The sequence below is a fragment of the Salinirubellus salinus genome, assembly GCF_025231485.1.
GTDB classification, from domain to species: Archaea; Halobacteriota; Halobacteria; order Halobacteriales; family Haloarculaceae; genus Salinirubellus; species Salinirubellus salinus.
In genome coordinates this window covers 2,067,131-2,084,721 of record NZ_CP104003.1, presented here as the reverse complement: position 1 = coordinate 2,084,721, position 17,591 = coordinate 2,067,131, and the positions used below count along the sequence as shown (strand labels likewise).

Sequence of the window (17,591 nt, the reverse complement as noted above, 5' to 3'; positions counted from 1 at the left end):
GGTCGGGTCGGGGCCGGTGCGAGGCCGTAGTGACTCCTGAGGCTCAGTCGGTGACGGTGAGGTCCAGCCGTGCCCGCTCGGGCGTGCTGTCTCCGGCCTGCGTCAGCCTGACCTCCCCGTCCCTGGCGTACTCGACGTCGAGCCGGTACGTCCCGTTCTCGAGCGGGCCGTCGACGAGACAGCAGACACCCGTCCCGTCGAGCGCCCGGAGGAGCGTGACGTCGGTGACCGGGCCGAACGCACTCGCGGGCGCGACCCACCGCTCGTGTCGCACGCCGTCCGGGCCCACGAGGCGGAGTGCGGCGCCGGTCGTGGGGAGTCGTGGCTCCTCGCCGACCCGGACCGGGACGATACCGGCACCGGTCCGGTCCGGCGTCGGGCCGGCGTGCAGCCGGAGCTGGGTGCCGGCCGGTCTGGGTGACTCGTCCTCGAAGCGGTGGTAGGTGACCCACTGGTCGGCCGCCGCGGTGACGTGGGCGTCGTGGAACTTCGCGCCGACGTTCGCCCGGCAGTAGAGGGCGAGCGCGCCGGCGGCGTGGGCGCTGTCGCGGACACTGAACAGTTCGACGCCGTCGAGGTAGCCCGTGAACCGGTCGCCCTCGCAGTCGAGCGTGAGGAGGTACTCGTGGCCGGCCTCGAACGACACCTCGTCCGCCCAGAGCGGGACCGTGATGCCGTCGGTCTGCCGGTCGAACCGCCGGTAGGACCGTTCGCTGTCCATCGAGAACCGGTAGTAGTTCTCCTCGTCGCGAACGCGGACCATCACGCCGATGGCGTCGTCGTCGTCCGACCGGAGCCGGACGGTGACGCGACCGTCCGTGAACGGCTCGTCGGTGACGAGGAACGTCCCCGGCTCGCCGTAGGGCTCGCCGTGGAAGCCGTAGATGTTGCTGTGCTGGGCCAGCGTCCCGTCCTCGACGCGCCAGTCGGAGGTCCGGGTCGTCTCCGGCGGCTCGTCCACGACCGTCCAGCCATCGAGCGCCGGGTCGTCGAACGACTCGGCGAAGAGGCCGGCGCGTGCGGCCGTCTCGTGTACCGCCACGTGCGTCACCGTCACGGGGGAGTCGCCGTTGACGACCGGTCCGAACCGGCCGTCGCTCCCGCCGGGGTCGTCGACCGCACAGACGGGAATCTCGTCCTGGTAGACTGTGAGGCGGCCATCGACTGCCTCCACACGGAGCGCGACCGGCCCGCTCGATGCGACGACGGTGTCGTCCGCCCAGAGCGTGTCGAAGCCACCGACGTCGTAGTGAACGAGCGCCCGACCGTCCGGGCCGACGGTGAATCGATAGCCGCTGTCGCTCCCCTCGCGGAACGCGAGGCCGACCTCGGCGTCTCCGGGCGCGTCGAACGCGACCGACCAGACCGCCTCGGCCGGGAAGCGCTCGTCGATGAACAGCGTCTCGGGGGCCTCGTCCGGGTCGACGACGAACGCGCCGTCTGCGGTCCGACGCACGCCGTCCGGGCGCCCGTAGGCGACGAACTGCTCGTCGGCCGCGTCGTCGACGAACAGCGCCCCGACGAGTGGGGGGACGTGCCCGTCACCGTCGTGGCGGAACTCGACGCGGTGGCCCGAGAGGTCGGTCTCGCGGTCGAGGAGGAGCCCGACCGTCTCGTCGGCACCGTAGGTCACGTCAGTCACCTTCGCGCCGTCGGGGACCACGTCGGCCGCCGAGCCCCGAGTCGTGTGCGAGAGCGAGAGCGTGGTCCGCGTCCAGTCGAGCGGTTCGGGGCTCTCGAGGAGGAGCGCGTGTGGCGTGTCGCTCTCGCCGACGACCGTCGCCTCGACACGGGTGGGTGGGTCGCTAGCGGGCCGGTCGAGCGCGTCGACCGCGGCGGCGTACGCACGCCCCTCGTCGGCAGTGGGTGGTGTGTCCGCGTCACCGAGCGCGACCCCCTCCGTCGCGTCGATGGGGTCGGCACTCGTCGCGCGCCAGGTCTCGTCCGCGTAGCTCCCGAGGTGGTGGGCGACGTTGGCGAACCGTGAGGTGGTGAACGCGAAGCGGTAGGCGACCGGCGCGTCCGTCGAGACGTCGTCGACGCGGAGTTCGCCGAACGTGGCCGGGCCGTGGGCGACCAGCGCGACGCCACCCGCGAGCGCGTCGTCAGCCGTGGCCGTGGCCACGAGGGTGTCGTCCTCGTAGACCCGGAGTTCCTCATCGACGGCCTCGATGGCGAGCGCGTAGGGCTGGCCACGGTCGACCGGGCCGGGCACGGTCTCGAGGACGGTCGCCGTGGAGCCGTCGTCGCTGACGAGGCGGCGCTCGTCCGCGCCCGCGTCGACGACGTAGCGCAGGTGGCCACCGTCGGCGTCGTACCGGACGGCCAGCCCGGCGGCTGCGTCCGGAGCGTCGAGCGTCACCGTCATTGCCGCCCGGTAGTCCGTCCACGTCTCCGGGGCCGGCGTCCCCGGCACCGGGTCGCGGACCCAGCAGGTGAACGCGTCGTCGCCCGTGGGGGTGGCCGCCGCCTGCGTGACCTCGCCACGTCCGGGCACGAGCCACCGCGACGTGGTGAACGAGGGGCTGCCGTCCACCTCGACGGTCGCGCTCGCGGGGTCGACGGCCGTGATACGGACCGTCTTCGAGCCGGCCGCCGCGGCGAACCGGATCACGTCGGCGCCTGCCGTCAGGGCCGAGAGGTCGGCGTCGACGTACGACGGGGGCGCACCGTCGGCCGCGTTCGGGTCGCGTATCTGGAGTCTGAAGCCGTCACCGGCCGGTTCGGCGCGGGCGCCGGCGAGGTCTGGGTGGCCGTCGACGGTCCAGTCGGCGCTCGCGCCACCGCGCGTGACCGCCGTCCACGGCGGCTCGCCGTCGTAGTACGCCCGGTCGCCGAACGGGTCGCGCAGGAGGCGTGGGAGCAGTCGTGCCTCGTAGACCTCGTCGGCGTCGAGGACGCCGAGGCCGACCACGGCGTCGAGGAGGTCGTCACGGGTGACGACGGCGCGGTCGATGCCGGCACACTCACCACGGTCGACCGCGCGCAGCCACTGGCGCTCGGCCACGTCGAGCAGGAGGTCGGCCTGCTCGCCCCACCGGTTCGCCACGACGTGCAGTCGGCCGTCGGCGGTCCGTGCGGGCCGGTTGTTGCGGTCGAACAGGACGAGCGCGAGGTCGCGGCCCACGCTCCGGTAGAGCCGGTCGACGTGAGTCCGGTTGAAGCGGACGCCCACGTCGTAGGCGCGGTAGACCGGCCGCGGGAGGCTGGGGCGCTCGCCACGGGCCGGGAGCGTCTCGGGGACGGTCCCGCGGACGTAGCGTCGCAGGTCCTCGAGACCGCTCTCGAACTGCTCGGGGTCGGCCCCCTCGGGGACCGAGAGCGAGGCGAGTGTGGGCGGGCCGTCGGTTCGGAAGTAGGCGTAGGCGGTGCTGGTCCGTTCCTCGGTGAACCAGTCGAACTCGCCGAGGCCGCGGGCCTGGAGCGTCGTCTCGACCGCGATGCGGTAGGTCGTGTGCGAGTCGAAGACGGCCGCCTCGTCGCCGAGGCGGGCCACCTGCTCGCGGATGGTCCGCTCGCGAGCGACCTCGAGTGCGCCGACGTCAGAGAGCGCGGCAGTCGAGGCACACACCGAGAAGACCGCGAGGTCGCCGACGCTCGACGTGGCCGTCGTGTCGCCGGCGTAGTACGCCACGAGGACGACCCGGTCGAGCGTCCCCTCACGGCTGGTCACGGTGAGTCGCTGGGTCCCTTCGGGTCGCTCGACGAACGTCGTCACCGACTCGCCCTCGCTGTCGGTGCCGAACAGGCCGATGGCGTCGCAGTACTTGTCCGCCAGTACCTCGATAGCGACGGACTTGCGTGGCTCGGGGAGGTCGACGACGAGGTACTGCCCCAGGTCGTCACCGGCCGTGTCGGCCGGGGCGACGAACCCGAGAGTGAGCGCTCGCCGGGCGCCGTCCGCGAAGACGTCCTCGACGTCCGGCGGGTCGGACGGGACCGTCGCGGCGTGGTGGAACGTCGGCCACGGCTCGCTGTCGGCCCGGTCGACAGTCGTGACCGGGATGCCCTGCAGCGTAGTCGCCCGGACGTCGAAGTCCGCGAGCGAGGTACCCTCGAACGTCCAGCAGTCGCGCTTGGCCAGACAGGGGTAGTCGCCGGCGCGCTCGACCATCGCGTCGCCCCACGCCCCGCTCGTGTGCCGGACGTACGCGAACGGGTTGGGGGTGAACAGCGACAGCTTGGTGTTCGCCATCGGCGGGTCGGCCCCCTCGGTGCGGTCGCCCTCCGGCAGGGTCGGGACGGGTGCCCACGAGCCGAACACGTCCGGCATCGACTCCCACCCGCTGGCGGTCCGGCGCTCGACGCGGACGGCCGCGAGCCCGTATCTGACCTCGACCGGGCCCTCGTTCGCGGCCGGGTCACCGATGCGGACGTACGCCGGCCGGACCGGGTGGGCGTTCTCGCCGACCGGGTCGGGCGTCCCGTCCGGGGTGGCGAGCGCGTCGTAGCCGTCGTCGTGGACGGCGGCGGCGAACGTGAGCTGCGGCCGGCCGTCCAGCGGGACGACCGGGAGGTCCTCGTCCGCTGGCGGGGTGTCGTCGTCGAGCGCGAGTGGCCAGGTCGCCGTCCCGAGGTCGTGGTCGATAGCGACGCCTGCGAGCGGGTCGGACAGTTCGGGCGGCTCGGGTCGTGGCCCCCACTCCAGCGTGACGGTCGCGCTCGGGTCCGGGAGGAACCCCGGCAGTTCGAGCGCGACTCTGACCTTGCCGAGGAGGTGGAACGGGTCGAACACCTCGGCGGCGATGGTCGCGTCGAGGCTGATGCCGGCGGTGAAGCCGAACGCTCGCAACCGGACGGCACCTCTCGCGGCGACGACGCCCGAGAAGTGTGCGGGGTCGAAGCTCAGGACGGCGTCGCCCGAGAGCCACGCTTCCAGGTCGACGCCGAGCGGGCCGAACGAGTAGGACTCGTCGAAGCCGTACCAGGCGCCGACGGCGAGTTGCCGCGAGTCCAGCATGACGTAGCCGTTCGCCTCGAACAGCGAGAAGATGGTCGCGCGGACGCGTTTCTCGCGTGGCTCCTTCCGGCCGATGTAGACGTACCATGCGGTCGGGTCGTTCAGGCTGTAGAACGCCTCGACGCTCGCGCCGATGTCGACGAGTTCGCCACCGTCGCCGAAGCGGTATTGCGCGTCCAGCCCGAAGGTGAACGTCCCGGCGCGGCCGTCGAGGACGGCGAGCGCCGAGAAGTTCGGCTCGCCGCTGTCGAGATCGCTCCGCTTGGCCAGCATCGTCGCCTCGCCGTTCAGGACGACCACGGGGCCGGGGAAGGCGACCACGAGCAGGAGGTTACCCGAGAACGAGAAGCCGTCGTCCGCGGCGGTCCCGAGGGTGACGCCCGCACCGAACGCGAGGTCGCCCTTCCGTGCGGGCCACTTCGGCGGGTCGCCACCGAAGCCCGTCGCCCCTTCGGGGTCGCGGTGGTACCAGCTCTCCTGGTCCGGGTCGCGCGTGAACCACGCCTCGTCGTCCTCGAGCGCGGGCGACATGTTCTGTGCGTACAGCCCCGCGAACCCGTACAGCGAGAGGCCCGTCGAGAACAGCGGAATCCCGGTGGGGAGGTCGACCCCGAGGTAGACCGCGAGGTAGGTGAACGTCTCGCCGGCCTCCTCGCGCTGGCCGACGACGAGCTTGCCGTCGACCGAGACGTCGAGTGCGAGCAGGTCGAGGCCGATGTCGCCCTCGAAGCGGTGGTCGGTCGAGCCGTCGTCGAGCGTGCGCTCGGTGTAGGAGACCGCCCCCTTGAACCGGACGGCGTCGGGTATCTCGAGTTCGACACCGATGCCCTCGAACGAGAGCTGTGGGGCGTCGCCTGCACGAGGACCGTCGTCGAACCAGGTGACGCGCAGGCCGTCGACCGACGCCCCCGCCGAGAGCTCGTCGACGAACGTGACGCTCCCGTCGAGGCCGACCCACTTGCTGCCGTCGTCGTTACGACCGAGGCCGAAGGCGGTGATCTCGAACGTCGTGCCGTAGAAGTCGATGCTGTACTGGTCGGGCAGGTCGAGCCAGCCGCCCTCGACACGGACGTTCCCGTCGGCGTCGACGCTGAGTTCCTCGATACGGACACCCGGCGCGTCGGGGACGAGTTTCGGCGTGACGGTCCCGCTGAGCGCCACGGCGGGAGTTCCGGCCGTCGAGAAGCGCAGGCCGTCGATCTCGAGCGCGTAGGCGTCGTGGTCGACGGAGACAAGGCCGTCCGGGTCGTCCAGTGCGGCCGTCACGGTACCGTCGCCCGCGATGCCGAGTTCGAGGTCGACCGGGCCGTCGAAGAACGGGAGCGTGAGCGTCCCCCGCGCACCGGCACCGACGAGTGCGGACTCGCGGAACTCGATGTCGACCGTCCGTAACTCGAACTCCATCCCGAACAGCGACCCGGTGGCGTCGCCGGCGTCCCAGTCACCCGAGACGGTCCCCGAGACGCCGCCTCCGCCGACGTGGAACTCCTCGAGCGAGAGTTCGGCCGGAGCGCCCGGCACGTCGAGCGCCTCGGGCAGGTGGAGCGTGAGGTCATCGAAGACGACGCCACGCCACGAGGGGTCGAGGCCCATCGCCGCGCTCGAGGGGTGCGCGGTCGTCTCCGAGAGGTCGACCGCGACGCTTCCCTCGACGACGAGGCCGGTGTCGCCGATCATGGCCGGCTCGACGGTGAAGCGATTGCTCCCCTCGAAGGTGACATCGAACTCGTGGTCGACGGTGACGCCGCCGCCGAATCCGAGTTCGACGTGCTCGCGGGACGGGTCGTCGACCCAGCCGTCCTCGGTCTCGACGACGGGCCGGAGCCACTCGCGGGGGAAGCGAAGCGCGATGCCACCCGAGAGGGTCAGTGCCCCCGTATCTGGACCGCCGACGAACTCGGCGGCCAGCATGGCTGTATCGCCACCGACGACGACCTGCATCCCGCCGAGGCCGGGGAGTTCGAACGCCGCCTCCGGGTCGACGACGGCACCGTACTGGAGCGTCGTCGTCTCGGTGGCGGGGTCGTACGCCTCTTCGACGCTGCGGAAGTACAGTCGGTCGAGCAGGTCGTCGATTCCCTCGGTCGGGAGGACCTTCGACAGCGGCAGGTCGTCGGCCGAGAACAGTTGCGTGGCTGGGATGTCGCTCGCGTATCGTGTCATTGGTCTGCCTCCGGGGTGCGGTCGGCCGGGCCGGCGTAGTGGTCCCACTGGCTGAGGCCGAACTTCTGGTTCCACGGCTCGTCCGTCGCTTCGTCTGGGATGTCGAGGGCGCGGAGTCGGCCAGTCTCGTTCGTCACGCGGTCCTTGTAGGTCGCCTTCGCGGCGGCGAGGTCGCCCAGCGACGACGGGGAGACCCCGAGGTGCTCACCCCACGTCTCGCTGCGGATAGTCGGGACGAGCGTCTCGTCACCGTCGACGATACCCAGGGCGAGTTCGCCGTCGTTGGTCGCCGACCGGCGGTTGAAGTTGGCCGAGCCGAGCGCGACGTACTCGTCGTCGACGACGACGAGTTTCGCGTGGGTGTTGACCACGTCGCCGCCCACCTCGAGTGAGGCGACGACGAGGTCGCCGGCCCCGGACTGCTCGCTCGCTGTCTTCAGTTCGACGAGCGCGTCCGTCCGGGCGAACGCTGCCGTGTTCGCGAACCGCCCGTCGAGTTCGGGATTCGTCACGACGAAGACGTCGACGCCGGCCGCCAGTCGTTCCTTGAGATGAGTGAACGGCGCCCACTTGTGGTCCGCTTTCATCGCGAGCTGGTAGGTCTTCGTCCCCGGGACGCCGAAGGGGACGAAGTACTGGTCCTCGACGTAGATGTAGTCGGTCGCCTTCGAGAGCGCGCGGAGTCGGGCGGCCCAGACGGTGAACTCGCCGCCGGAGCCGTTCGCCCACGAGTAGGTCTCGTCGTCGTGGTCGATGCCGAACGTCTGGAGCACCTGGACGGCGTGGGTCCCGGTCGTGGTCGTCTGCACGGCGTTGGCGCTCAACTCCGGTGGCGTCTTCTCCGTCCAGACGGCGTACGGGCCGATGATACTGCCGACGGTGCTCTTCGAGACGGGGTGCCAGAGCGAGCCCTTGACGTCGTCGCGCGTCTCGTCATTCCAGCGGTTGACGAACGACTGCTGGACGTCCGCGACAGCCGGCCCGCGGAGCGTCACGCTGAGTTCGTGCTGGCCGCCGAGCTGGTCGTGCGCCTGGACGGCCCGAGCGGGTCCCCAGAGGTCGGCCGACCCGACCAGCGCGTAGTCGTCTGTGCCGTCCTTGAACACGGTGTACTTCGCGTGGTTGGACCCAACGTCGGGGTAGCGTGAGTCGACCGCGGCCGTGTCGATGCCGACGGAGTTGGCGAACTTGCGGTTGTCCGTCGCGTTCGTCCAGTGGTCGCTGAGCGCGATGTACACCTCGTCGGTCTTGGCCGTCAGCTGCCCGAGATAGTGCGAGACCGACTTCCCGGCTTTCACGTTGATGTCCCTCGCGATCCAGCCGGAGTGCAGCAGCTGGGCGTCTCCGTGGTTGTTCGTGAGGTGGACGACTCCCTCCGCCCACTTCGGGAGGATGTTCTCCCCGTCGAGCAGCGCCGTGACGTCGTTCCCGGTGGTGTGGTCGGTGAGGCTCGCTCCCTCGTGTCGGGTCTGCGGGGGAAGCCAGTGGTTCTTCGCCTCGCTCGCAGCGAGGTCCAGCAGGTTCCGGGTGCCGTTGGTGTCGATGAACCACTTCTCGACCAGCGCGTCCACGTCGGCCATCACGCACCTCCGGGTGCCGGGACCGTCACGGGGTCACCGGTCGCCTGCCGACCGCGGTCGTCGAGGACACGCACCCGGATGCGGTAGGGCGCTGACTCGCCGGGATCGTGGAGATACTCGGTCGTATCGACGAGCCAGCCCGATGCCGGTGCGAAGCCGTCTGGACCGGTCGCCGGCCCCGACTCGAGGAGTACGCGGGACGAGGCACCGTCGGCCCACGTCACGCGAACAGCCGGTCGCCACCGTTCGTCCGGCGGGAACGGGTCGGCGTAGGGCTGGACGGTCCCGTTCGGGCCGACGCGGACCCACTCGGCCGTCACCGTGGGCGGCGTCGGCGGGGTGGTGTCGAAGGTGCGGCCAGCGACCGCATCTGAGGCACGCGAGGCGTTCCCCGTCTCGTCCTCGGCGACGACGCGGTAGTGGTGGTCGACGCCGGCGTCGCGGTCGCCGTCGGTCCAGAAGACGGTCGAGCCGTCGCTCCGGCCGGTCACGAGTGGGTCGCCATCGGTCGCGACCGGAACGGAGAGCGTCGCGGCCTCGTCCATCAGCCGGACGTCGCGGACCGCGTCCGGGTCGGTCGTCCGGTAGACGCGGTAGCGCGCGAGATCGGGACTCCGGACGGCGTTCCAGCGGAGGGTGAGTCGGCGGTCGTCCGCCTCGGCGTCGTCCGGATGCCCGGCGACGAGACCCGTGACAACGGGCGTCTCCGGCGGGACGGCATCCAGCGCCCGCGTCGGCGGGGTCGGGTAGGTGAGCGCCCCGGCGCGGTTGTGGGCGTCGTCGACGGCACCGACTCGGTAGAGATAGTGGTTACGCGAGCGGCCGTCGAAGCTGTCGACGTACGCACAGAGGTCGTCGCCGGGTGGCATCTCGTCCGGAACGCCGTCGACGCCGGGCTGGGTTCCCGGGCCGGGGTCGCCGGCCTCGTAGTCCGGCCCGCGGACGTTCGGCGCGTCGGCTGGCGCGAGCGGGTCGGTCGTCAGCTGCGTGAACGCCGACTCGTTGCCCGGCAGCGCCGCCAGCGTCTGGAGTTCGTCAGGCTCCAGCCCGAGGTAGACCGTCTCGGCAGCGGCCCACGTGTCGACGTCGAGGTCGGTCGTGAGCGTGGTGGTGATGGCCTCGCGTCGTGCCCGTTCGGCGGCGTCGTCACCGCGTCGTGACGGCGGGAAGTACTCGGTCGCAGTGGCGTCGAGGACGAACGCGTCGGTCGCGCTCCGGCGGTCCCAGTCCACGCGGAAGAGCGTCCGGTCGAGCGTGCGGTAGACGTGTGCCTCGACGCCGTCCGGCGGGCGGACCCAGCGGACGGTGTAGTGGGCGAGGCCGTCGTAGTCGGGGTGGGTGGCCCAGTCGACACTGGAGTCGAGCGGTGGGACTTCGGGCGTGGCCGGCGGGTCGCGGTGCGCTCTGGCGACCGGGGCGGGGCCGCCGACGTCACCGCGGAGGGAGCCGTCGTCGGTGTCGATGCGGGCGTTGACACCCACGTTGGCGTAGACGACGGGCGACTCGCCGGAGCCGACACCGGGGTCGAACCCACCGCCATCGGCGCCCGGGGCGGGGACGGTCGTCTCGTAGAAGCGGTCGCCGGCCGGCGTCCGGCGGTCGGTCACGTCGGCGTCGATGGGGACATCGTCGACCTGGAACGTCCAGGCGTCGTGCTCGCTGTAGTCCGTGCTCACGGGGTGGTCGACGGCGTACGCCGCGGCTTCGCGGTCCGGGCGGTTCGGCGGGGTCTCGTAGGGGCGGTCGAGGTGGAGTCGGGTGGGCGAGTCGACACGCGTCACCTCGTATGTCTCGCCGGTCGTCGCCAGCCGGAACGGTTGGCCGACGAGTGCGTCACGCCAGCCGGTGTCGCGCCCGGTCACGACGGCGTCCCCGTCGACGACCGTGGCGGTCCCCGTATCGTACACGGCTGGGACGGCCAGCGCACACTCCGCCCCCGTCTGTGGGACGACCGGGCCGTCGGGGCCCTCGCGGGTTCGGACCTCGACCCAGAGGCCGCTCCCGCCGCCGCTGTCGACGACGGTGAACGTCGCGCCCGCGACCGAGAGCGAGGCGCCGGCGAAGGCACCGGGCGAGAGCGACGGGCTGGATGCGTCGGTCGGGTCAACGGTGTGCGAGAGCGTGGTGGTGACGCGCGTCGTCTCGGGGCCCTCGTTCACCGCGGTGACGGTTCCGGGGTGGCTGTTGAGCGAGCCGAGTTCGACCAGACACTCGAAGGCGTCCGTATCGGGTGCCTGTGCGTCGAAGGCGGCCGGCCAGGCCCAGCCGATGCGGAGGGCGACCTGCCGGCCGTGCTGGTCCCACCAGGCGACGGCCGCAGCGTCGTCCGCGTCGTCGGGGTCCTGCGGGTCGAGCACGGTCGCCGTGACGCCGGCCGGCCGCGGCGGGGGGAGTCGGGCCCGGAGTTCGACCGCGAAACCCGGGGCGTCGGGGTGGGTAGCGTGAGTCGCCGGCTGGTCGGTCTCGGGGTCGTGCCACGTCGTGGGCTCGCTGTAGTCGGTGTGCCGGCCGAACAGGTCGACGCCGGTGACGCGATAGCTGTACCAGCCCGGCGGGCGCCGGCCGTCGACGGCGTGAACCGGGGCCGTCGGCCAGCCGGGAACGCTCGGGCCGTCGTCACCGTTCGCGACGAGGACCGGCTCGGCATCCGCGAGGAAGTCCGTGACTGGGTCGTCACTGAGCGGCGTGTAAGCCGACGTCGCCGGTGCCAGTGAGCCGGGGCTATCGCCGAGTGCGGTCCGCCAGCAGTAGTACGCGGCCGGGGCGTCGATGGGGAGGTGGCCGTCGACGTGGCCCGTGTCCCAGCCGAGGCCCGCAGCGTAGCGGTCATGGTCGGTCCCGGTCGCAGTCGACGGCGGCAGGTCGTACGCTCTGACGTCTGTCGGGGCGGCCGGTGCGGGCGGGTCGGTGTCGCCCTGCTCCAAGTTCGAGAGGAGGTAGGCGTCGACGAGGTCGTACTCGGCCGCGACGACGACATCGCCGACGAACTCGCGGAAGTCGACCGGGTCGCCCGCGTCGACGTTCCAGACGTTAGCCAGCAGGTCGACGTAGCCCGTGTGGTCGGTGACGAGCAGGTAGTCGTACGCGACGTTCGCCTCGACCGTGTCGTCGACCCAGGCGCTCCCGAGGAGCTGGGCGACGGCAGGGTCGATGCTCGCGACGGAGAGCGTCTCGAGCGGGTACTGTGCGGCGAGCGTCAGCGTCTCGTCACCGCTCGCCCCGAGTGCGGCCATCGACCCGACGATGCGGTACGCGCGGCCACTCGTGTGGGTCGGGCCGGCGTGTGGCTGGTCGAGTTCGAGTTCGGTCGGGCTCACCACGCGGTCGATGCGAGCCACCGCTCGCTCGTAGACGGTGTAGGTCTGACTCGTTGAGGACGGCCCGTCGTAGGGCCGGTCGAGTGTGAGTTCGGTCGGACTGACTACCTCGGCGATCTCGTACCGGGTCTGCTGGCCGTCGATGACGAGGATGCCACCCTCTAGCCGGTCGCTGTACCCCCCCAATACATCCCTGACGGTGGTCTCGCCAGGAGTGAAATCACCCATGTCGCCGGTGTGGAGTGCGACCTGAAGGCCGAGCCCTTCGAGCGAGTCGTCCCACGCGGTCCCGATGCCGGTGACGCCCGTCTCGCTCGCGGTTCGCGTGACCGTGCCCGTCGTCTCGACGGCGGTCGGGGTCGCCCGTGCCGAGGGCCCACCTGCGGTGGGTCCGCCGGCGACGAGCGTCGCGAGCGCGTCGTGGATGGTGCCGAAGCGGTCGGGTGCGAGCGAGTAGGCGGCACTCGCGTCGGTCGCCCCGGCGTAGGGCCGAGACAGGAGCAGACGGTCGCTCGCGAGGACAGACAGGACGGTGTAGGCGTCGTCGTCGCCGTCGACGTGGAACACTTCCCCGGCGCGGTTGGCCGACCAGTTCGTCCCCGCCCCGGCGACGAGTGGCGACCCGTTGGCCACGGCGGCCGTCCCGGTGGCGGGCGTGGCCGTGCTGGCGGCGGCGTAGCGGTCGGGCGAGCCGTAGGCGATGCGGTCACGGGCGAGCGACCGCGCCTCGTCGAGCGTCGCCGGCGCGCTCACGCAGGGGTAGTCGTCGTGTGCCAGCGGGAGCGAGAGCGGGTCGGCCCCGGAGAGGAAGTCCCACCCGGTCGAGAGGCTCTCGGCCGTCGAGTGGAGGCGCACGTCGAGGAGGAGGCCGAAGTCACCCTCGACACGGAAGCTGGTGACGTACTGCCCGGTGAGCTTGACCGTCTGCCGACCGACGGGGCCCGGCCCGACTGTCGCGGTGTCGACGGCGCGCTCGTCGGTGAACGTCGTGAGGGTCGTCTCACCGCTCTGGCCGCCCGTGAACAGGACGTCGACGGCCGTGATGTAGCTCCGGTCGGTGAACGTGACCTCGATCCAGCCGAACGGCCCCGTGCCGGTCGTGGTCGAGCCCGCGCCCGCGAGCGAGCCGAAGTCGGACTCGGTCCCGGCGACGTACTGCTGGCCCGTCTCGGTGTCGATACCGACCGGCTTGGTGCGCCCCTCGCTACTGCGCCGGCGGAAGAGGTACGTTCCGTAGCGGGGGACGCCGCGGTGGGGCGCGCTCGCCCACCGCAGGTGGATACCGGGGTCGAGCGCCGGGGCCGCCCCAATGGGTTGGGTGCCCGTCGCGATGCCGATTCCCGCGCCAGCGAAGGTCTCTGGGTCCTGAAACATGAGTCTGGGTCCCGAGCGTCCGCCTGGACGGGATGTGCCGCTCGGAGAGACACATCAGTCAATCGATGCGTCTCGGAAGCGAGGCCGTAGCTTAAATTCGTATTACCGTCCACAGACATATTCTGCCTTCGAGGGCCGTAGGCAACTGGACGGTGCCAGCACCCAGCGACGGGGTGCCCGCCCCACCGTCCGGGCGAGTCCAGCAGCCCGAAACCGGCGTTGCTACCCCATATAGACGGGTTGAAACGTCCCGAGCACCGAACTGTCACAGATGGACGTAGCACGGGTCGTCGCGGCAGGTTCTATCGCGTTGGCCGGGCTCACTGGTGGGTGGCTCCCGCTTCGATTCCTCCTCACGGGTGACGGGTCGATATTCGGTACCGTTCTCGCCTTACTCGGCGTGGTCCTCGGGGTCGTCCTCGTCGTGGTGAGCGGGCTCCTCTATCGGAGCTCCATCCCGACTCGGGGGGTGGTTCGCATCGGCGGCTGGCACTTCCTCGGCATCGCGGTCCTCGCGCTCATCCTCGGACTCGTCGAGCTGTACGTTCCCGGGGCGCTGCCGCTGTTCGCCGCGGCGGACATCATCCTCGTCAGCGCGTTCGCCCACGTCCTCATCGGGTACAACGACGTGCGGCAGATCCGGGCCGAGGAGCTGGCCGACCGGACCCAGCGGCTCGACGTCCTGAGTCAGGTGCTCCGGCACAACCTCCGGACCGAGGCACAGGTGCTGCTCGGCCACGCCGACCGCATCCAGCGCAGCGACGACCTCGCTGCGGCCCGCGCTGGTGCCGAGCGTGTCGAAGCCAGCGCCGAGTCGCTGACGGCGCTCAACGAGAAGGTCGGCGAGGTGTACTGGGCGATGGAGTTCGACGCGGCGGATGCAGCACCCACCTCGGTCGAGCCGGCCCTCGAGGCGGTGGCAGACGAGTATCGGGACCGGGCGGACGTGACCGTCGACTGCGCCTGTCCGACCGGGACCAGGGTCCTCGCCGGTGACCGACTGGACCGTGCGGTCGGCTATCTCGTGGCCGACGCACTCGTCGACAACGACGCCGACCCCGAGGTGACACTGGCGGCCGAGGCGGTCAACGACGGGGTGGAGGTGAGCGTCACGAGCCCCGGCGGCCGGATTACCGACGAGGAGCGTGAACTCCTCGAAGGCGACGCGGACATCACCCAGCTCAACCACTCGCGCACCATCGACCTCTGGGTGGCCCAGTGGATCGCAGACGCCTACGGCGGCGAGTTCCACATCGCGGAGGACGCGCCGGGGAGTCGCGTGGCGCTTCGCCTTCCCCGGGCGGACGCCTGAGTGGGTGGCGCGGGGGACAGCGATCGCGGTCGAGGTAGAACGTCTCGTCGTGGAAATCACGATTTCTGAAATCTAGACTTCAAATAGTTGAGACTGGCTACCTCAATGCATACAGTTCTCGGACCGCCTCGCTGCCTTGGACGAGCCGTCTCCTTCAGTATTTACGTAAGTTTCACTCCTAACACTCTTTACAGCGGATGACGTACCTCCATTCAACGATGTCCATCGACCGAGACACCTTCGAGAACACGAGCGAGGAAGAACTCGCTGACCTCTCCGTCCCTGACCAGGTTCTCGGGTTTCTCGATGCTAACGAAGATCGGGCGTTCAAGGCGCGCGAAATTGCCTCTCAGATCGGCGTTGACGAGGGGGCGGTGAGCACTGCACTCTCACGATTGAAGGATCGCGGTCTGGTCGAACACAAGGCGACGTACTGGGCGATAACCGACGACGCCGAACGCCTCGAAGGATACAGCGGCTACGAACGGGCGACCGCACTGTTCAACGACCAACTCGGTACAGAGGATAAGGAGGCGTGGCGCGAGCACGCACCGCAGAAGCCCCACCCGAGCGTCGAGGATGAACAGTGACCGACGAAGGGACACCGATCTTTGAGCGTGGCGATGTCGTCTACGGCGATGACCCGTTCAAAGGCGAAGAAGACGCTCGTACCTGGCTTATCCTCTCGAACCACGAAGGCCGTCCGTTCTACGGCGAGCAGTATATCGCAGTAACACTAACGTCGAAGTCTTGGATGGATGGCCTCATCGCCATTCCTGAGGAGAGCTGGCTTCGTGGCGGGACACCGGACGAGGGTCGGATCGTCCCGTGGGGCGTCCAATCCATTGACCACGAGGATATCGACTTCTGGCAGGGGTGTCTTGCCGGAGGTCTCGTTGACGAGACGGTTGCTGCACTCGTTGAGGAGCTTCAGTAACATATACACCATATTTCATTCAGGGGCACTGTCTAGTTTAGCACCTCCTCGACTGGCGTTCGTCCGTCGAGCGCTTGATGCGGTCTGAGATGGTTGTAGTAGTGTGTGAACAACGCAAGCTATCCCAACGCGGTACGGGAAGCCCCGCCGTTCACGGCGGGGAGGATGTCACCTCGATAGTGGCCACATGCTCTCTTGGAGAACTCCGTTCTTGAGTGTTTGGCCACCTTTGCTCCGTATCGTGCGTCCCACGTGTCGTTGGCACCCACGCTACCCAGGCGTCTCTCGACCGAGATGCTGCAAAGCCCGTCTGCGTCGGACTGGCGGTGAGCCGTCACCGAGACCCACTCGTACGGGGACTCGGAGGCTGATCTGAGGGGCCCGTCGAAGTGTCCGGAACGGGGACGGGCGGCGTTACTGGTTCGCCTCCACGCCGACGTCCTCGGGCGTGAGCACCTCCGGAACCGGCTCGTCGCGGACCCCACGGATGTCGTCGAGCACGGGCTTCAGATACGCCCTGAACAGCTCCGGGCGCTCGGCCATCGGGAAGTGGCCGGTCGCCTTCATCTCGTGGGCGGTTGCCCCCTCACCGATTGCCTCCGCGGCCTCGCGGGCGTCGTCGGGGTTGGTCAGGTAATCGTACTCCCCGTTCATCAGATACATCCGCGTCTTCGTCGCGTCGATGTCATCCGCGTTCTCCCGGTAGTCGTGCTCGACGGAGTAGTAGTAGAGGTCACCCTTCAGCACGCCATTGGCGCCCTGTTCGTAGTTGTAAAGTGTCTCGCGACGCGCCCACTCGGGGCCGTGTGGCGCCATCAACCCCCACGTCGCATGGGAGTTGACATCGTTGGCGTTCACGTGCGGGTGGGCGAGCCAGCCGATGTAGAATCCGGGCGTGAACAGCCCGGCCTCCAGCCCGATGAGTGCGCGGAACCGGTCGGGATACCAGTCGGCCAGTTCCATCGTGATGGTCCCGCCCATGCTGGACCCCATGAAGACAGGATCTTCGAGGTCCAGCGCGTCGGCGATGGAGACGATGGTGTCGGTGAAGCGTTCGGCCGTGAGGTCGTACTGCTCGGTCCACCACGACTGGCTCGTCGGCGGGACGGACTTGCCGTGACGCGGCAGGTCGTACGCGATGACGCGGAAGTGCTCGGTGATCTCCTCGTCACCGAGGACGTGGCGCCACTGCTGGTGGTTACACCCCGCGGTGTGCTGACAGAGCAGCGGGATACCGTCCTCGGGCCCGTTGGTCTCGTAGTAGATCCGGTGGTCGACCCCGTCCAGTTCGACCGTGACGTAGTGCCCGGTGATGGCTTCGTTTCGGGGTTCGTTCGGGCGCGTCGTCCCCTCGGTACTTGGCTCACCGCCGTTCTCGGTCGTCCGCATCAGGTCGAGCGCCCGCTGGAACGGCCGGAAGTTCTGGAAGATGAGCTTGTGGTCGCCGATGAGGTCGAAATACCCCTCCTCACCCTTGACGGCCGTCCGGTAGAACGAGGCGAACACCTCGTTGTGGTGTGCGGCTGGAATCTCGCTGACGAACTCCTCCCAGGCCTCGCGCGGGCCGACGACGCCGAACCCCCACGAGTCGTCCAGTCCGGGCGTGCGGACCTCCTGCACCTGCCCGTCGTGCATGTCGATGAGGAAGTGCTCCTCGCCGATGCCGACGAGGAAGTTCTCGTCGAACGCGTCCCGCCCGTTGAGCGTCATCTCCGGGTCGGCGTTGACCGTCTCTTGATAGCTGTGCCACCACTCCTCGCTCGCGAAGGTTGCGTCTGTCATGCTGTGTGCTCCTCTCCCGAGTGCGTGGTATGAACTATCACGAGCCGGAAGAGTGTGGAGATTCGGTCGTGTCGGTCATAAGTGTTCACTCACTTGGAATGAGCAGTCACTGCTAGGTGTTACCCAGGACTGGAGCTGGAGTGTCTCTTTGTGGGGGTTGCATGCC

7 protein-coding genes and 1 pseudogene are annotated in these 17,591 nt (G+C 69.7%); 3 read left to right on the top strand and 5 right to left on the bottom strand.

What is annotated here, in order from left to right; genetic code table 11:
* Window positions 1-43: 43 nt before the first annotated feature.
* From N0B31_RS11240 to N0B31_RS11230, 3 genes are read right to left on the bottom strand one after another with little or no spacing between them, the layout of a single operon-like run.
* A complete protein-coding gene (locus tag N0B31_RS11240; RefSeq protein ID WP_260591720.1) occupies window positions 44-7,123 on the bottom strand; it encodes a 3-keto-alpha-glucoside-1,2-lyase-like domain-containing protein in 7,080 nt (2,359 codons plus the stop codon).
* Window positions 7,120-8,703, bottom strand: coding sequence for a phospholipase D-like domain-containing protein (locus N0B31_RS11235; RefSeq protein WP_260591719.1), 1,584 nt, complete (start codon window positions 8,701-8,703; stop codon window positions 7,120-7,122). The genes N0B31_RS11240 and N0B31_RS11235 overlap by 4 nt, the downstream gene beginning before the upstream one ends.
* The gene (locus tag N0B31_RS11230) at window positions 8,703-13,394 is read right to left on the bottom strand and encodes a fibronectin type III domain-containing protein (RefSeq protein ID WP_260591718.1); all 4,692 of its coding nucleotides are present in this window, start codon (window positions 13,392-13,394) and stop codon (window positions 8,703-8,705) included. The genes N0B31_RS11235 and N0B31_RS11230 overlap by 1 nt, the downstream gene beginning before the upstream one ends.
* A gap of 271 nt (window positions 13,395-13,665) precedes the next feature.
* On the opposite strand from N0B31_RS11230, the gene N0B31_RS11225 reads away from it, so the two are divergent.
* The 3 genes from N0B31_RS11225 (at window position 13,666) to N0B31_RS11215 (ending at window position 15,643) form a co-directional block, all read left to right on the top strand.
* Entirely contained in the window at window positions 13,666-14,706 is a 1,041-nt protein-coding gene (locus tag N0B31_RS11225) for a sensor histidine kinase (protein WP_260591717.1), read from the top strand.
* A gap of 218 nt (window positions 14,707-14,924) precedes the next feature.
* Complete coding sequence (locus N0B31_RS11220; protein WP_260591716.1) at window positions 14,925-15,296, top strand: MarR family transcriptional regulator; 372 nt, start codon at window positions 14,925-14,927, stop codon at window positions 15,294-15,296.
* Entirely contained in the window at window positions 15,293-15,643 is a 351-nt protein-coding gene (locus N0B31_RS11215; RefSeq protein WP_260591715.1) for a type II toxin-antitoxin system PemK/MazF family toxin, read from the top strand. Before N0B31_RS11220 ends, N0B31_RS11215 begins: the two co-directional genes overlap by 4 nt.
* Window positions 15,644-15,675: 32 nt before the next feature.
* On the opposite strand, the pseudogene N0B31_RS11210 reads toward N0B31_RS11215, so the two are convergent.
* Together N0B31_RS11210 and N0B31_RS11205 are read right to left on the bottom strand one after the other, a co-directional pair.
* Window positions 15,676-15,762, bottom strand: a pseudogene (locus N0B31_RS11210) (IS6 family transposase); the annotation flags it as partial.
* A 295-nt stretch (window positions 15,763-16,057) separates the two neighbouring features.
* Window positions 16,058-17,425, bottom strand: coding sequence for an alpha/beta fold hydrolase (locus N0B31_RS11205; protein ID WP_260591714.1), 1,368 nt, complete (start codon window positions 17,423-17,425; stop codon window positions 16,058-16,060).
* Window positions 17,426-17,591: the final 166 nt, after the last annotated feature.